Below are 14,801 nucleotides of genomic sequence, written 5' to 3'. Positions count from 1 at the left end.
GAGTAAATAATCTATAACCAGGTGGGCATCCTGCCCACCGATAAATACCTCACCTTATTCCACATAAAAGTGCGGTCTGTTTTTTCTTTGTTTTCGAGGTGCATTATGCAACAAACGGATTACTCCACTCCATCGCAATCCTCCTCCCTTTGGCTAAAATATTTAGTCATCGGCGGTATTCTCCTGCTTGATTTTTATTTGGTGTTTTTAATGTATTCGCAAGGAGAATATTTATTTGCTTTGTTGACTCTCGTTATCTTAACTTCCGGAATCTACATTTTTAGCAGTAAAAAAGTTTATGCGTGGCGCTATGTGTACCCCGGTATTATGGGGATGATGATTTTTATTTTGTTTCCATTGGTGGCAACCATCGCCATCGCTTTCACCAACTACAGCGGTACCAACCAGCTCGCCTTTGAGCGCGCGTTAAATGTTTTACGTGATCAACATTATTTCTCCGGCGATAAATTTGACTTCAAACTTTACCCGCAAGCGGATAATCGTTATATCCTCTCGCTCCACAATAATAACAGCGCGCAAGATTTTGTCTCCGAGTCGATATTATTAAGCGACGAGCAAGTCAACGTCAGTGAACAACCCGCGCCGACGGGCAAAGTCGCGCCATTAAAAGTAATTACACAAAATCGTGCGGCATTACAAAAAATGACCGTATTATTGCCTAACGGAAATGCCTTGACCATGAGTTCACTGCGTCAATTTTCCGAGCAGAAAGCCCGCTATCAATATGATGAAGAAAGTCAAATTTTAACTAATAACGAAAACGGAAAACGTTACCGTGCTAACAATGATATTGGTTTTTTCCAAACCATTAACGCCAATGGCGATTGGGAAAAAGAAACCTTAGAACCGGGCTACACCGTCTCTACAGGCTTTCATAACTTCGTTAAAATTTTCACCGACGAAGGCATCCAAAAACCGTTCGTACAGATCTTTATTTGGACGGTGGTGTTTTCGGTGTTAACCGTGATTTTCACTGTGATTATCGGTATGGTATTAGCTTGCGTGGTGCAATGGGAAGCATTACGCGGCAAAGCGATTTACCGCTTATTATTAATCTTACCTTATGCGGTACCGGCGTTTATTTCCATCTTAGTGTTTAAAGGCTTGTTTAACCAAAGTTTCGGCGAAATCAATATGATTTTGCACAATCTTTTTGGTATCCGTCCGGAATGGTTTAACGATCCGTTCTTAGCTAAAGTGATGATTTTAATCGTCAATACTTGGTTGGGTTATCCGTACATGATGATTTTATGTATTGGGTTTATTAAAGCCATTCCACAAGATTTATACGAAGCCTCTGCGATGGACGGCGCTTCCACTTGGCAGAATTTCAGCAAAATCACAGTACCTTTGTTGCTCAAACCATTAACTCCGTTGATGATTGCCTCTTTTGCCTTTAACTTTAACAACTTCGTATTGATCCAATTATTAACCAACGGTCGCCCGGATATGATCGGTACTACAACGCCGGCGGGTTATACCGATTTATTGGTGAGCTACACCTATCGTATTGCCTTTGAAGGCAGCGGTTCACAAGACTTCGGCTTGGCTGCGGCGATTGCCACCATCATATTCCTGTTGGTTGGTGGACTGGCTTTATTAAATATCAAAGCAACAAAAATGAAATTAGATTAGGAGATTATTATGGCTATCGTACAACCTAAATCCATGCGTTACCGTTTGTTGGCAACTCATGTGCTGTTAATCTGTTTCATCGCGTTGATTATGTTTCCGCTCTTAATGGTCATTGGGATTTCACTGCGTCCCGGAAACCTTGCGATTGGCGATATTATCCCGAGTGAAATTTCGTGGGAACACTGGAAACTTGCCTTAGGCTTTAATGTGGTACACGCAGATGGCAGCATCACCCCACCACCGTTCCCGGTACTTCGTTGGTTATGGAATTCAGTGAAAGTGGCAACCATCACCTCTGTCGGCATCGTGGCATTATCCACCACTTGTGCCTACGCCTTTGCGCGCATGAAATTTAAAGGTAAAAAAACCATCTTGCAAGGGATGCTAATTTTCCAAATGTTCCCGGCAGTGTTGTCATTAGTGGCGTTATATGCCTTATTTGATCGCTTAGGACAATATGTGCCATTCTTAGGATTAAATACCCATGCCGGCGTGATTTTCGCTTATTTAGGCGGGATCGCGTTACATGTATGGACTATTAAAGGGTATTTTGAAACCATCGACGGATCCTTAGAAGAAGCGGCATCACTAGACGGTGCAACGCCTTGGCAGGCTTTCCGTCTCATTTTATTGCCGCTTTCCGTACCAATTTTAGCAGTGGTATTCATTCTTTCCTTTATTGCTGCGATTACTGAAGTACCGGTGGCATCCTTGTTGCTACGTGATGTTAACAGCTACACGCTCGCGGTAGGAATGCAACAATATCTTTATCCGCAAAACTATTTGTGGGGCGATTTTGCCGCAGCGGCAGTGTTATCCGCCATTCCAATTACCGCAGTTTTCCTGATCGCACAACGCTGGTTAGTCGGTGGTTTAACCGCCGGTGGCGTAAAAGGGTAATTCGATTAAAAGTGGGCGTTTGCCCACCTTTATTTTCATGCCGACTTCTCCCTGATTTTTACTCAGATTTCACTTTCCAGCCTAATTTTACGTGAGGTTTCACTATGCAAAAAAAAGCACGTTTTCTCGCATTATTTGGCTCGCTCAGTTTTTCCGCTTACGCCACAAACCGGCAACATCCCCACTTTAACGCGTTTAACGCCCTTGAACAAAATATCCTTTTTCAAGCGGATGCCCACTTAACCAAAGGCAATTACCCGTTACAATTTTGGCAGGATAATCAATGTTTCCAAGCACAAAGTGCGGTCAAATTAAATCAAACAGTATCACTTATCCCTTGCAGCGGCGATGTGCCGCAACTGCGCTTATTTAAATCCGCCGATTATCAGGCGCAAGTAAAACATGGGAAAGTGACATTTATGCCGGCAAAAGAGGCTAATAGTTTGTTATTATTAGAAAAGTGCCGGTAGCAGTAACATATTAAATTATCAAAAACGTTCAAAAAAAGACCGCACTTTTAAAAGTGCGGTCGAATTTTATTTTGTTTTTTACGCAATTATGCTTTTGGACCGGCGGCAATTAAGGCTTCACCTTCAGCATTTGTCGCATATTTTTCAAAGTTTTTCACGAAACGACCGGCAAGATCTTCCGCTTTGCTTTGCCATTGCGCTTTATCCGCATAAGTATCACGCGGATCTAAGATCGCAGGATCAACACCCGGTAAAGCTTTTGGAATTGCTAAGTTGAAAATCGGTAACGAACCCATTTCCGCTTTTTCAATTGAACCGTCTAAGATCGCATCAATAATACCGCGGGTATCTTTGATGGAAATACGTTTGCCGGTTCCGTTCCAACCGGTGTTCACCAAGTAAGCTTTCGCGCCGGCTGCTTGCATACGTTTCACTAATACTTCCGCATATTGTGTTGGGTGAAGTGATAAGAATGCGGCACCGAAACAAGCTGAGAAAGTTGGTGTCGGTTCGGTAATACCCCGTTCTGTACCCGCAAGTTTCGCTGTGAAACCGGATAAGAAGTAGTATTTGGTTTGTTCCGGTGTTAATTTAGAAACCGGTGGCAATACGCCGAATGCATCTGCGGTTAAGAAAATCACTTTGGTTGCATGACCCGCTTTGGATACCGGTTCAACAATGTTGTTGATGTGGTAAATTGGGTAAGAAACACGAGTATTTTCAGTTTTTGAACCATCGGCAAAGTCAATAGAACCGTCTGCACGAACCACTACGTTTTCTAACAAGGCATCGCGTTTGATAGCACCATAAATATCCGGTTCATTTTCCGCAGAAAGGTTGATGGTTTTCGCGTAACAACCGCCTTCGTAATTGAATACCCCATCATCATCCCAACCATGTTCATCATCACCGATTAATTGACGTTTCGGATCGGTGGAAAGCGTGGTTTTACCGGTACCGGACAAGCCGAAGAATACCGCGACATCACCGTCTTTGCCCACGTTGGCAGAACAGTGCATTGATGCGATGCCTTTTAACGGTAGGAAGTAGTTCATCATAGAGAACATCCCTTTTTTCATTTCACCGCCGTACCAAGTACCACCGATTAATTGCACCCCTTCGGTAATATTAAAGGCAACGAAGTTTTCGGAATTTAAACCCTGTTCTTTCCAGTTTGGATTGGTGACTTTAGAACCGTTCATTACGGTAAAGTCAGGTTTGAAGTTTTGTAATTCCGCTTCTGAAGGACGGATAAACATATTTTTTACGAAATGCGCCTGCCATGCCACTTCAGTTACGATACGCACCGCTAAACGCGTATCCGGGTTTGCACCACAGAACGCATCAACCACGAATAAACGTTTGCCGGAAAGTTGTTTGGTTACTAACTCTTTCAAGCTTTGCCATGTGGCTTGGTTCATTGGTTTATTGTCGTTTTTCGCCGCTTCGCCGGTCCACCAAACCGTATCTTTGGTTTTTTCATCCAAAACGATATATTTATCTTTCGGCGAACGACCGGTGAAAATACCGGTATCAACGGCAACCGCACCGGATTGGGTCACAACACCTTTCTCAAAACCTTGCAACCCCGGCTTGGTTTCTTCTTCAAATAACTGTTCATAACTTGGGTTATGCACAACTTCTTTTACATCATAAATGCCAAGTTCGCCCAGCTCTTTGATTACTTTGTTTACATCGACCATACATTACCTCTATTTAAAGTTAAAAGTTAATCATTAAGTGGTAGGCATTGTATTAAATTTTTAAACAAAAAAATGTTAGCTTGATCTCAAAAATGAAAATTTACCTCAATTCTTTTTGGAATTTTTAAACAGAAGTTGACGTCCACAATTTTTTATGTTGACGAATAATATCGATAAACGGTTGAGCAAAACGTTCTAATTTGACGGTACCAACTCCGTTAATTTGCAACATTTCCCGTGCACTGGTAGGTTGATATTGTGCCATTTCTTGCAGCGTCGCATCATTAAACACAATATAAGGCGGGATATTTTCCCGATCGGCAATTTGTTTTCGCAAAAAGCGCAAGCGGGCAAATAAATCTTTATCATAATTAATTGGCGCATTTTTCACTATCGACGCGGTCACTGAGGAAATGCGCGGCATTGCCAAAGATAAGGTGACCTCGCCTTGCAAAATCGGTTTGGCACTTTCCGTCAATTGCAATGTGCTGTTAAATTGATCCACCACTTGACGAATAAAGCCAAGATGGATCAGTTGACGGATAACGGAATGCCAATATTCTTTCGTCCGCTCTTTGCCAATGCCATACACACTTAACTTATCATGCTGATTTTCTTTGATTTTTTGATTTTGCATCCCGCGTAACACCGCGATCACATAATGTGTACCGAAACGTTGTCCGACGCGGTAAACAGTGGACATCACTTTTTGCGCATCAATTAATCCGTCATATTTTTTCGGCGGATCTAGACAAATATCGCAGTTGTTACAAGACGTTTGGCGATATTCACCGAAATAATTCAGCAATACCAAACGGCGGCAAGTTTGGCTTTCGGCAAATTCACCTATAGCTTGCAATTTATGTTGTTCAATTTGGCGTTGTGACGTTTCCGGTTTTTCCAGTAACATTTTTTGCAACCAAGCATAATCTGCCGGTTCATAAAATAATACCGCTTCTGCCGGCAAATCATCCCGTCCGGCGCGACCGGTTTCTTGATAATATGCCTCAATACTGCGCGGTAAATCAAAATGCACCACAAAGCGTACATTGGATTTATTAATACCCATGCCAAAGGCAATAGTCGCCACCACCACTTGCACATTATCGCGCTGAAAAGCCTGTTGCACCTGCTCCCGCCGGCTATTTTCCATACCGGCATGGTACCCTTCCGCCGCCACGCCTTTTTTACGCAAACTTTCCGCAATACGCTCAACTTTATTGCGACTGTTGCAATAAATAATCCCGCTTTTTCCCTTTTGTCCCAACACAAATTGGCTCAATTGCTCCATCGGTTTGAATTTCTCAACCAAGGTATAGCGGATATTTGGACGATCGAAACTACCGATATAACAATGCGGTTCAGCCAGTTTCAAATTCTGCAAAATATCCAAACGCGTAGTTTGATCGGCGGTCGCGGTCAGTGCCATGATGGGGGCGTCAGGAAAACAGCCTTTTAAACCACCGAGTTGGGCATATTCCGGACGAAAATCATGTCCCCATTGCGAAATACAATGCGCTTCGTCGATAGCGATAAAGCTCACCTTGCAATGAGAAATAAAATGAAAAAAACTGCCGGTCATCACTTTTTCGGGCGAGACATAAAGCAACTTTAACGCTCCCGACATCACGCGATTTTGCACCTTTTGCTGCTGCTCAAAGGTTTGCGTAGAGTTTAAATAATCCGCGGCAATTCCGTTGGCGCATAATTGATCCACCTGATCTTTCATCAACGAAATCAGGGGAGACACCACCAAGGTCAATCCGTCAAAACACAGCGCCGGAATTTGATAACACAAAGATTTTCCGTTGCCGGTTGCCATAATCACTAAACTATCTTTGCCTTGCAAGGTGGCGTTGATCACTTCCTCTTGCCCTTGGCGGAAAGATTGATAACCAAAAACCGAACGCAGCACCTCAAGTGCGGTCAAATTTTCGCAATTTTTGACCGCCCTTTGGCAAGCGTCAGAGGTAGATACAGTAGGCGAGGACATTAAGCGAAACGAACGTTTTCACCATGAGCGGCGCAAGCATCTTCTAAGCAAGACCAGAATAATTTACCGTCGGAGGCAATCCATTGTCCATCGTTAAAGGCGAAATGAAAACCGCCCGCTTTGCTGGCGAGCCACAGTTCAAGCAAAGGTTCTTGCTTATTGATCACCACTTGGCTGCGGTCAGCGAAGGTGATCGTAAATACCGAACCTTGCGTATCGCAATCCACATCGCAATCTTGCACTTCTAATTGTTCTTCAATATTCAGCCAGATTTGTTCGATATTTTGATGAAATTCTGCTACGTTCATAAAATTCCTTCCTGATTGACAAAATAAACTTAAATTATAGAGATTTTCGTTATATTGTGGTAGCACAAAGAAAAATTTAATGGTAAAAAGTGAAAATTAATTTGTATGAGGAAGATTTCAATGAAAAAAACTATTTCCATTCTACTCTTAAGTGCGGTCACTTTTTTAGTCACTTCCTGCGGGGTAAAAGGGCCGCTTTATTTTCCGGCGCAACAACAACCACAGAAACAACAAATTAAATAAGGAACAGTATGGATTTTTTCCAATATAAAAACGATCAATTAATGGCGGAAAATCTGCCCGTTAGCGACATTGCATCACAATTCGGTACCCCACTTTATATTTATTCGCGCGCCACCTTAGAACGCCATTGGCACGCCTTTGATGATGCCTTAGGCACCCATCCGCATTTAATTTGCTTTGCGGTCAAATCCAATCCGAATATCGCGATTTTAAATCTGATGGCAAAATTAGGGTCAGGCTTTGATATTGTCTCTCAAGGGGAGTTGGAACGCGTGCTGGCTGCCGGCGGTGAGGCGGGGAAAATCGTCTTTTCCGGTGTGGCAAAATCAAGACAAGAAATTGCTCGCGCCTTGGAAGTCGGCATTCGTTGTTTTAACGTGGAAAGCGTGGCGGAATTGGAGCGGATTAACCAAGTTGCCGGCGAAATGGGCAAAATTGCGCCAATTTCATTGCGCGTCAATCCCGACGTAGATGCGCATACCCATCCTTATATTTCCACCGGTTTAAAAGAAAATAAATTTGGCATCAGCGTTGAGCAAGCGCGTGAAGTTTATCGGTTGGCAAGCCAATTACCGCATATTCATATTAGCGGCATGGATTGCCATATCGGTTCGCAATTAACGGAATTACAACCTTTTTTAGATGCGACCGATCGTTTAATTGTGTTAATGGAACAACTTAAACAAGATGGCATTTCGCTAAAACATTTGGATTTAGGCGGCGGTTTAGGCGTCACTTATACTAACGAAAATGCGCCGCATCCCTCTGAATATGCGCGCGCTTTGTTGGCGAAATTAAAAGATTATGCCGAGTTGGAAATCATCTTGGAACCGGGGCGGGCGATTACTGCCAACGCCGGTATTTTGGTCACCAAAGTGGAATATTTAAAAAGCAACGAAAGCCGCCATTTTGCCATCGTCGATACCGGCATGAACGACATGATCCGTCCGGCGTTGTATCAAGCATACATGAATATCATTGAAATTGACCGCACTTTGGGACGTGAGAGCCAAGTGTATGACGTGGTCGGTCCGATTTGCGAAACCTCAGATTTTCTCGGCAAACAACGTAAGCTTGCCATTGCGGCAGGCGATCTGATCGCGCAACGTTCCGCCGGTGCTTATGGCGCCAGCATGGCATCTACCTACAATTCCCGCCCGCGCGCCATTGAAGTATTGGTGGATGGCAACAAGGCGCATTTGATCAAACGTCGCGAACGCTTTGAAGAATTGTGGCAATTGGAAAGTTTGGTGGATATTGATTAGTATAAACCCTCTTACCTTAAGGAGGGTGGCTAAATTTTTAGCATTCCTCCCATCAAAATCATCTTATCCGGCAATAATTAGCCGGATGCCTTTTTTAATCAAAGCCTGCTGAATTTCATCAGTAATGCCGGGGTCTGTGATTACAGTCGTGATTTTTTCGAGCGGACAAACAATATTCGGACTGCGACGTTCAAATTTGCTCGAATCAGTCAAGACAATAATTTCACGGGCTGCATTACACATTGCCTTACTTACACCGTGTACTTCATTAAATGTAGTTAATCCGACTGTTAAATCAAATCCGTCTGTACCGATAAATAATTTATCGAAATTAAATTTTTCGACTGTTGTTTCCGCTAAAATACCGTGAAATGAACCTGATTTAGAACGATACGTACCACCACACATTAATATTTCAAAATCAGTATTTAAGGATGTTAATGCATTAATAATATGCAAGCTGTTTGTCATAATAGTGAGGTTTTTAAAATGTACCAAATTAGATACCATTTGCAGTACTGTACTGCCTTGATCCATGATGATAGAGTCACCATTTCGAATAAGTTCAGCGGCAGCTTTTCCAATTTGAGTTTTTACTGCCAAATTGATTGTCGTTTTATTAATAATGGGTGGATCGATGTCATCACTTGCTTGAGTTAATACAACGCTACCGTAGGTGCGCAATACTTTCTTTTCACTCTCAAGTAGAGTCAGATCTTTACGAATTGTGGTTCCGGTGGTTTGAAAATATTCAGCAAGTTGATCCACAGGAGTTCGTCCGTGGACTTGGAGATAATCTAAAATAGCCTGTTGTCTGTCTCTTGGTTTCATAATGAAATCTATTTCAGTTGAATTGCTTCTACGAGGGCTTCTCGTGCATTTTTATTCGTGGGAAAAATGGTGAAAGGATTGATTTCATCATAATATAACCCATTTAATTCCGGCATAGATTGCGGTTTTGAAAAGACCGTCCATCCTTTCATCACAATATTATTTACTATATAACGATCTTCATTAAAAGCAAGCACAATGACGATCTTGCTTTTAAACCGTCCCTTAGTTCGACCTATCCCCACATTTCCTTGCTTACTCAGCAACATAAACGCTTGATTAAAACGATTAACTTGCCACCAACCCAGGACAATTTGTAACACCCAAGCCATGACAGCTAAAAGAATAAGAACATTTGTTACATTCGACATAGATTATCTCACAATTTAAAAGAAAAAATTAGTGCTAATTAACGTTATCAAAGGTGATAAGTTTTAGCTGTGAACATTGTTTCTTTATCACTTATCCGCAAGGTTAAGATGTTTAAATCAATGTTTGACGTTTAAACATCGTTTCCCAATCAGTTTCAAATTTCTCCACTGCGGCAAATACAGCGGGATCGCTTAAAAACGTCTCAGCCACATCCGGCGGAATCGTAATCGAACCACAGCCAACCAACAAGCAATCTAATGCCTGACGTGAAGTGCGGAAGCTGGGCTGCACATACTTTTGCATTTAACTGATGTTGCTTAAGTAAAGTTTGCAATTCCGAGACTGTTTCAATCCCATTACCTCCTTGTGCATCAATGCGATTAACGTAAGGTGCGATATATTTTGCCCGGCTAATGCCGCTAAAAAAACCTTGTACCGCACCATACACTGCTGTCCCTAAAGTAGGAATGCCTAATGTTGAAAGTACTTTAATGGCAGCTAATCCTTCAGGAATAACGGGAATTTTAATAATAATATTAGGGAGATGTTCACGGAGTGCCAATGCGTCCGCAATGATTTGTTTTTCAGAACATCCCATAGTTTGAGCAAAGAGTCGTTTATCTTCACCCACAATGGATTGAATGTCGCTTAATACATCAAAAATTTCACGTTTTAATTTAGCAATAATGCCGGGGTTTGTTGTCACACCCGCTAACAGTAAAGTGCGGTGAAATTTTGCGATGATTTTGACATCAGCCTTATCAAGATAAAGCTCCATTAATATTCTCCATAATAAATTGGGCGGAAGAAGTTATCCGCCCAACTATATCGATTAAAACATAACTTGACCGCCAGTAATATTAATCGATTGCCCTGTACAATAGGAAGCTTCTTCACTGGCATAAAATTTTAATACATTTAACACGTCTTGGTAATCACAACCGCGTTTGAGCGGTACTTTATTGATATAAACTTGTTCCACTTCACTTTCAAGAATACCTAATTTTTCTGCGTAACAAGAAGTGAGATAAGTAATGGCAAGATCCCCATTATCATACCGACTAAGGTCTCTCCACCTTTTTGAAACAACCCAATGAACCATTCCGCACCATATGTAATGTATTCCATATACACGCCCCACAAACTTTCATTCTAAAATAATTTTTCATCTGATTAATTCATTTCATATCAATTTAATTAATCATTAACAATCATAATATTTCAAAACAAAATAGTCGTGGAGGCAAGGCACACAGGGGATAGGTTTTTTTTTTTTTTTAATATTTCAAAACAAAATAAAAAATCCGTGACATAGATCACATAACAAAAACATTTATTTTAAATTAAAATATATTTCTTTCATTTGAAAGCTTTAAAGATGCGAATTGAAATATAGGCTTTCTAAGATTAGGAAAGATAAAACTAAATATGATAGAACACAACGAGTATAGTTCTATCAATAATCCAGCGATATTCTTGAAAAAGATTTATGCTTTATGAGAGTGTAATCTATTGAATTTCCATATTCCTTCTGTCAAAATCAATGCCATGGAGGCAATCAAACAAAGAAATAACGGATAGCTTTCAGGATCGACTTTTTCGCCGATAATAAAAGCTACTACCAGCATCATAATCGGCTCCGCATAACCCAGTAAACCGAGTACATTGATGGGCAATAAATTGCTGGCAGCGATATAAAAAATAAAGGCAACACCGCTCATTAAGCCCAATAACAACAAGAGCCAAACAATGGGCGGATTAACTTGTTGTACCGCATCAAGATCCACTTGTAGCGCCAAATAAATACACGCCGGCAACAGCAAAACCATTTCAATGGCAAAACTGGCAATATCAGCAAAATTAAGCTGTTTGCGAACCATAAAATACACTGCGTAGCCACAAACCGCGACACTTTCCCAAGACAAACCGCCCTTAATCGCAATATTGGAAAACACGCCGATCGCTGCCAAAAGCACCGCAACCAATTTCACCTTAGAAATGCTTTCTTTAAAGAAAATCCTCCCCATTACCACCATTACCAGCGGGAGCAATAAATAACCGAGCGATACACTCAACGCCCCGCCATTATTCGGCGCCCACAGAAACAACCACATTTGAAATCCCATCATAGCGGCGTTAAATAAAAAGACTAAAACTAACCAAGGTTGTTGACGAATGCGCTTTAAGTGTCTGACTAATAAATATTTTTTACGAAAAATAAACACTGCCGCGACCACAAAAGGCACAGTAAAGACGACACGATAACCAAAAATATCTTCTCCGCCCAAAGGAAGTAATAAGGTAGAAAAATAATAAATATAGCCAAATAATAACGAGGCAAGGAGCGAAAAACTGATTCCTTTTAACATAGCGATACCTTAAACTATCAGTTAAACCATTATAAAAGTGCGGTACAAAATTTCATAATTTCTCACAGCACTTTACCCCAACATTTCCCAAAATGCACGAATTATCGGTTGCTCAAGCCGCTTTCGTTGCACGCAAATCCCCAATTCAAAAGGATCAATTGGAAAATCCACTGCCAAGGTGGATACTTGGCTTATCAGAGGGCTGTTTTTCATCACCACATCCGGCAACATTGACACCCCGCAGCCCAGCGCCACCATCGGCATAATCCCTTCATGCCCGGACACTGTAGCATAAATTTTCGGATATTTAATTTTTTGCTGCTTAAACCATTGGTCAATACGCTGCCTTGCCGGTCCTTCCACCGGCAAAATAAAAGGGATTTGCTGCCAATCAATCGGCGATTGTTGCAATAATTGCATTGTCGGACAAGCGATACGTGGTGCAATTAACGATAATGGAATATCATCAATATAATGAAAAATAATGCTGTTCGGCAAATGCGCCGGTCGTCCGGCAAAAGCTAAATCAATTTGTTGAGTTTGAATTTGCTGCACCGCCAATGCCGGATCGCCGGTCGTCAATTGAATTTCTACCTTTGGATAGTGCGAACGAAAACGTTCCAAAATAGGTGGTAAATGACTATAAGCTGCAGTCACCGAGCAGAAAATACGCAATTCACCGCTTAATTCCTGCGGATCAGTACTTAAAGATTGTTTAAATTGCAGCCATTGCTGCCAATTTTGTTGCGCAAATAGACGAAATTTTTCTCCTGCTGTAGTGAGCGATACCCGGCGATTATCTCGCAATAACAGCGTTGCCCCCACTTCTTCTTCCATGCGCTGAATTTGACGCGACAGCGTGGACGCCGACATAAAATTTTGGCTGGCGGTTTGGCTGAAATTTTTACTTTCGGCAAGGTGTAAAAATAAGTATAAATCGCGAAAGTCCATGGTTCACCCTCCTAAATTTGGTGAATATTAGCGAGCTTTGCCGGTAAAAATGCGGTCATTTTTACTATATTTCATTGCAAAAAATGAAATAATAAATCGCAATAATATCAATTTACGCAATGTAAAAAAAGCGATAATCTGTTTACAACAACATAAAACAATATGCAAACACAACATCATCCCCAATATAAAGGATCCTATTATGGCTAACTATTTCAATACATTAAACTTACGTCAACAACTTGACCAATTAGGTCGCTGTCGTTTTATGGACCGTGGCGAATTCGCTGATGGTTGTAACTTCTTGAAAGACAAGAAAATTGTTATCATAGGTTGTGGTGCGCAAGGATTAAACCAAGGTTTAAATATGCGTGATTCCGGTTTAGATATTGCTTATGCGTTGCGCGCTGAAGCGATTGCGGAAAAACGCGCATCATTTACCCGTGCTTCCGAAAACGGTTTTAAAGTAGGTACTTACCAAGAATTAATTCCAACTGCTGACTTGGTGGTTAACTTAACCCCGGACAAACAACACTCTAAAGTAGTAGCTGATGTCATGCCATTGATGAAACAAGGTGCGGCATTCGGTTACTCACATGGTTTTAATATCGTTGAAGTGGGTGAACAAATTCGTAAAGACATTACCGTTGTAATGGTTGCACCAAAATGTCCGGGTACCGAAGTGCGTGAAGAATATAAACGCGGTTTCGGCGTGCCAACTTTAATCGCAGTTCACCCTGAAAATGACCCGCAAGGCGAAGGGATGGCAATCGCGAAAGCCTGGGCATCTGCTACCGGTGGCGACCGTGCGGGCGTGTTAGAGTCTTCATTCGTGGCAGAAGTGAAATCTGACTTAATGGGCGAGCAAACCATCCTCTGCGGTATGTTGCAAGCCGGCTCTATCGTATGCTATGACAAATTAGTGGCAGACGGTAAAGATCCTGCCTACGCCGGTAAATTAGTCCAATACGGTTGGGAAACCATCACCGAAGCCTTAAAACAAGGCGGAATTACCTTAATGATGGATCGTTTATCCAACTCTGCGAAAATCCGTGCCTTTGAATTAGCGGAAGAAATTAAAGCGCAATTAAATGATCTTTATTTAAAACATATGGACGACATCATCAATGGCGAATTTTCCTCTACCATGATGGCAGACTGGGCGAACGGTGACGCAAACTTGTTAAAATGGCGCGAAGAAACCGGCAAAACTGCCTTTGAAAACTCACCAAAAGCAGACAGCATCAAAATTTCCGAACAAGATTATTTTGATAATGGCGTAGTGATGGTGGCAATGGTAAAAGCGGGTGTTGAAATGGCATTTGATGCCATGGTAGCAAGCGGTATTTATGAAGAATCCGCATACTACGAATCATTACACGAATTACCCTTAATCGCCAATACCATCGCGCGTAAACGTTTATATGAAATGAACGTGGTGATTTCCGATACCGCAGAATACGGTAACTACTTATTCTCACACGTTGCAACCCCAATTCTTGCGGAAAAATTAATTCCAATGTTGCAAAAAGGTGACTTAGGCGAACCAACCCCAAGCGCAGAAATCGACAACGTTTACCTACGCGACATCAACGATGCCATCCGCAATCATCCGGTTGAATTAATCGGTCAAGAGTTGCGTGGTTATATGACAGATATGAAGCGTATTTCCGTTGGTGGTTAATTTTTAATACAATGACAGAAAAAGTGCGGTTAAAATGACCGCACTTTTGTTTTATA

The 14,801-nt window shown here is 41.7% G+C and carries 14 protein-coding genes and 2 pseudogenes; 6 read left to right on the top strand and 10 right to left on the bottom strand.

The features are described from left to right. Nucleotides 1-105 precede the first annotated feature (105 nt). From malF to CFY87_RS08775, 3 genes are all read left to right on the top strand, one after another. Complete coding sequence (gene malF / locus CFY87_RS08785; RefSeq protein WP_094946808.1) at nt 106-1,656, top strand: maltose ABC transporter permease MalF; 1,551 nt, start codon at nt 106-108, stop codon at nt 1,654-1,656. Between the two features lie 9 nt (nt 1,657-1,665). After that, nucleotides 1,666-2,556: a maltose ABC transporter permease MalG gene (malG, locus tag CFY87_RS08780; RefSeq protein ID WP_094946807.1), complete on the top strand. Its 891-nt coding sequence runs from the start codon at nt 1,666-1,668 to the stop codon at nt 2,554-2,556. 104 nt (nt 2,557-2,660) lie between these two features. Further along, nucleotides 2,661-3,026, top strand: coding sequence for a hypothetical protein (locus CFY87_RS08775; RefSeq protein WP_094946806.1), 366 nt, complete (start codon nt 2,661-2,663; stop codon nt 3,024-3,026). 86 nt (nt 3,027-3,112) lie between these two features. Here CFY87_RS08775 and pckA read toward each other — a convergent pair whose 3' ends face one another. The 3 genes from pckA to cyaY form a co-directional block, all read right to left on the bottom strand. Beyond that, complete coding sequence (gene pckA / locus CFY87_RS08770; RefSeq protein WP_094946805.1) at nt 3,113-4,729, bottom strand: phosphoenolpyruvate carboxykinase (ATP); 1,617 nt, start codon at nt 4,727-4,729, stop codon at nt 3,113-3,115. Nucleotides 4,730-4,853: 124 nt separating this feature from the next. Next, nucleotides 4,854-6,722, bottom strand: coding sequence for a DNA helicase RecQ (recQ, locus tag CFY87_RS08765; protein WP_094946804.1), 1,869 nt, complete (start codon nt 6,720-6,722; stop codon nt 4,854-4,856). Further along, nucleotides 6,722-7,030, bottom strand: a complete 309-nt coding sequence (cyaY, locus tag CFY87_RS08760) for an iron donor protein CyaY (protein ID WP_094946803.1) — start codon at nt 7,028-7,030, stop codon at nt 6,722-6,724. The genes recQ and cyaY overlap by 1 nt, the downstream gene beginning before the upstream one ends. 120 nt (nt 7,031-7,150) lie before the next feature. Between cyaY and lptM the strand changes: the two genes are divergently transcribed. Together lptM and lysA are read left to right on the top strand one after the other, a co-directional pair. Next, on the top strand, nt 7,151-7,273 hold the full coding sequence (gene lptM, locus CFY87_RS08755) for an LPS translocon maturation chaperone LptM (protein ID WP_094946802.1): 123 nt from the start codon (nt 7,151-7,153) through the stop codon (nt 7,271-7,273). Between the two features lie 8 nt (nt 7,274-7,281). Further along, complete coding sequence (lysA, locus tag CFY87_RS08750; RefSeq protein ID WP_094946801.1) at nt 7,282-8,538, top strand: diaminopimelate decarboxylase; 1,257 nt, start codon at nt 7,282-7,284, stop codon at nt 8,536-8,538. A gap of 63 nt (nt 8,539-8,601) precedes the next feature. Here lysA and srlR read toward each other — a convergent pair whose 3' ends face one another. From srlR to ilvY, 7 genes and pseudogenes are all read right to left on the bottom strand, one after another. After that, entirely contained in the window at nt 8,602-9,369 is a 768-nt protein-coding gene (srlR, locus tag CFY87_RS08745; protein ID WP_094946800.1) for a glucitol operon DNA-binding transcriptional repressor SrlR, read from the bottom strand. An 8-nt stretch (nt 9,370-9,377) separates the two neighbouring features. After that, nucleotides 9,378-9,740 (bottom strand): transcriptional regulator GutM, encoded by a 363-nt coding sequence (gutM, locus tag CFY87_RS08740; RefSeq protein WP_094946799.1) that lies wholly within the window; start codon nt 9,738-9,740, stop codon nt 9,378-9,380. Between the two features lie 203 nt (nt 9,741-9,943). Further along, nucleotides 9,944-10,519: a transaldolase family protein gene (locus CFY87_RS08735; protein ID WP_236757405.1), complete on the bottom strand. Its 576-nt coding sequence runs from the start codon at nt 10,517-10,519 to the stop codon at nt 9,944-9,946. Between the two features lie 54 nt (nt 10,520-10,573). Further along, a pseudogene (locus tag CFY87_RS11725) lies at nt 10,574-10,756 on the bottom strand (sorbitol-6-phosphate dehydrogenase); the annotation flags it as partial. Continuing rightward, a pseudogene (locus tag CFY87_RS08730) lies at nt 10,756-10,869 on the bottom strand (PTS glucitol/sorbitol transporter subunit IIC); the annotation flags it as partial. The pseudogenes CFY87_RS11725 and CFY87_RS08730, both read right to left, overlap by 1 nt. A gap of 359 nt (nt 10,870-11,228) precedes the next feature. Further along, complete coding sequence (gene rarD, locus CFY87_RS08725; protein WP_094946798.1) at nt 11,229-12,110, bottom strand: EamA family transporter RarD; 882 nt, start codon at nt 12,108-12,110, stop codon at nt 11,229-11,231. A gap of 72 nt (nt 12,111-12,182) precedes the next feature. Continuing rightward, nucleotides 12,183-13,061: an HTH-type transcriptional activator IlvY gene (ilvY, locus tag CFY87_RS08720; protein ID WP_094946797.1), complete on the bottom strand. Its 879-nt coding sequence runs from the start codon at nt 13,059-13,061 to the stop codon at nt 12,183-12,185. 202 nt (nt 13,062-13,263) lie between these two features. Here ilvY and ilvC point away from each other — a divergent pair, with 202 nt between their 5' ends. Then, a complete protein-coding gene (ilvC, locus tag CFY87_RS08715; protein WP_094946796.1) occupies nt 13,264-14,745 on the top strand; it encodes a ketol-acid reductoisomerase in 1,482 nt (493 codons plus the stop codon). The last annotated feature ends 56 nt before the right edge of the window (nt 14,746-14,801 follow it).

It is taken from the genome of Actinobacillus seminis, from assembly GCF_002263215.1.
In the GTDB taxonomy this organism is placed as follows: domain Bacteria; phylum Pseudomonadota; class Gammaproteobacteria; order Enterobacterales; family Pasteurellaceae; genus Actinobacillus_B; species Actinobacillus_B seminis.
The sequence above is the reverse complement of the archived record's forward strand: the minus strand, read 5'-3'. Positions and strand labels throughout refer to the sequence as shown.

What these genes read in the sequence shown, in the direction of transcription:
- pckA (WP_094946805.1), bottom strand. Translation starts at nt 4,729, where the DNA reads ATGGTCGATGTAAACAAAGTAATCAAAGAGCTGGGCGAACTTGGCATT.
- malF (WP_094946808.1), top strand. Translation starts at nt 106, where the DNA reads ATGCAACAAACGGATTACTCCACTCCATCGCAATCCTCCTCCCTTTGG.
- rarD (WP_094946798.1), bottom strand. Translation starts at nt 12,110, where the DNA reads ATGTTAAAAGGAATCAGTTTTTCGCTCCTTGCCTCGTTATTATTTGGC.
- CFY87_RS08775 (WP_094946806.1), top strand. Translation starts at nt 2,661, where the DNA reads ATGCAAAAAAAAGCACGTTTTCTCGCATTATTTGGCTCGCTCAGTTTT.
- lysA (WP_094946801.1), top strand. Translation starts at nt 7,282, where the DNA reads ATGGATTTTTTCCAATATAAAAACGATCAATTAATGGCGGAAAATCTG.
- lptM (WP_094946802.1), top strand. Translation starts at nt 7,151, where the DNA reads ATGAAAAAAACTATTTCCATTCTACTCTTAAGTGCGGTCACTTTTTTA.
- recQ (WP_094946804.1), bottom strand. Translation starts at nt 6,722, where the DNA reads ATGTCCTCGCCTACTGTATCTACCTCTGACGCTTGCCAAAGGGCGGTC.
- CFY87_RS08735 (WP_236757405.1), bottom strand. Translation starts at nt 10,519, where the DNA reads ATGGAGCTTTATCTTGATAAGGCTGATGTCAAAATCATCGCAAAATTT.
- cyaY (WP_094946803.1), bottom strand. Translation starts at nt 7,030, where the DNA reads ATGAACGTAGCAGAATTTCATCAAAATATCGAACAAATCTGGCTGAAT.
- ilvC (WP_094946796.1), top strand. Translation starts at nt 13,264, where the DNA reads ATGGCTAACTATTTCAATACATTAAACTTACGTCAACAACTTGACCAA.
- gutM (WP_094946799.1), bottom strand. Translation starts at nt 9,740, where the DNA reads ATGTCGAATGTAACAAATGTTCTTATTCTTTTAGCTGTCATGGCTTGG.
- malG (WP_094946807.1), top strand. Translation starts at nt 1,666, where the DNA reads ATGGCTATCGTACAACCTAAATCCATGCGTTACCGTTTGTTGGCAACT.
- ilvY (WP_094946797.1), bottom strand. Translation starts at nt 13,061, where the DNA reads ATGGACTTTCGCGATTTATACTTATTTTTACACCTTGCCGAAAGTAAA.
- srlR (WP_094946800.1), bottom strand. Translation starts at nt 9,369, where the DNA reads ATGAAACCAAGAGACAGACAACAGGCTATTTTAGATTATCTCCAAGTC.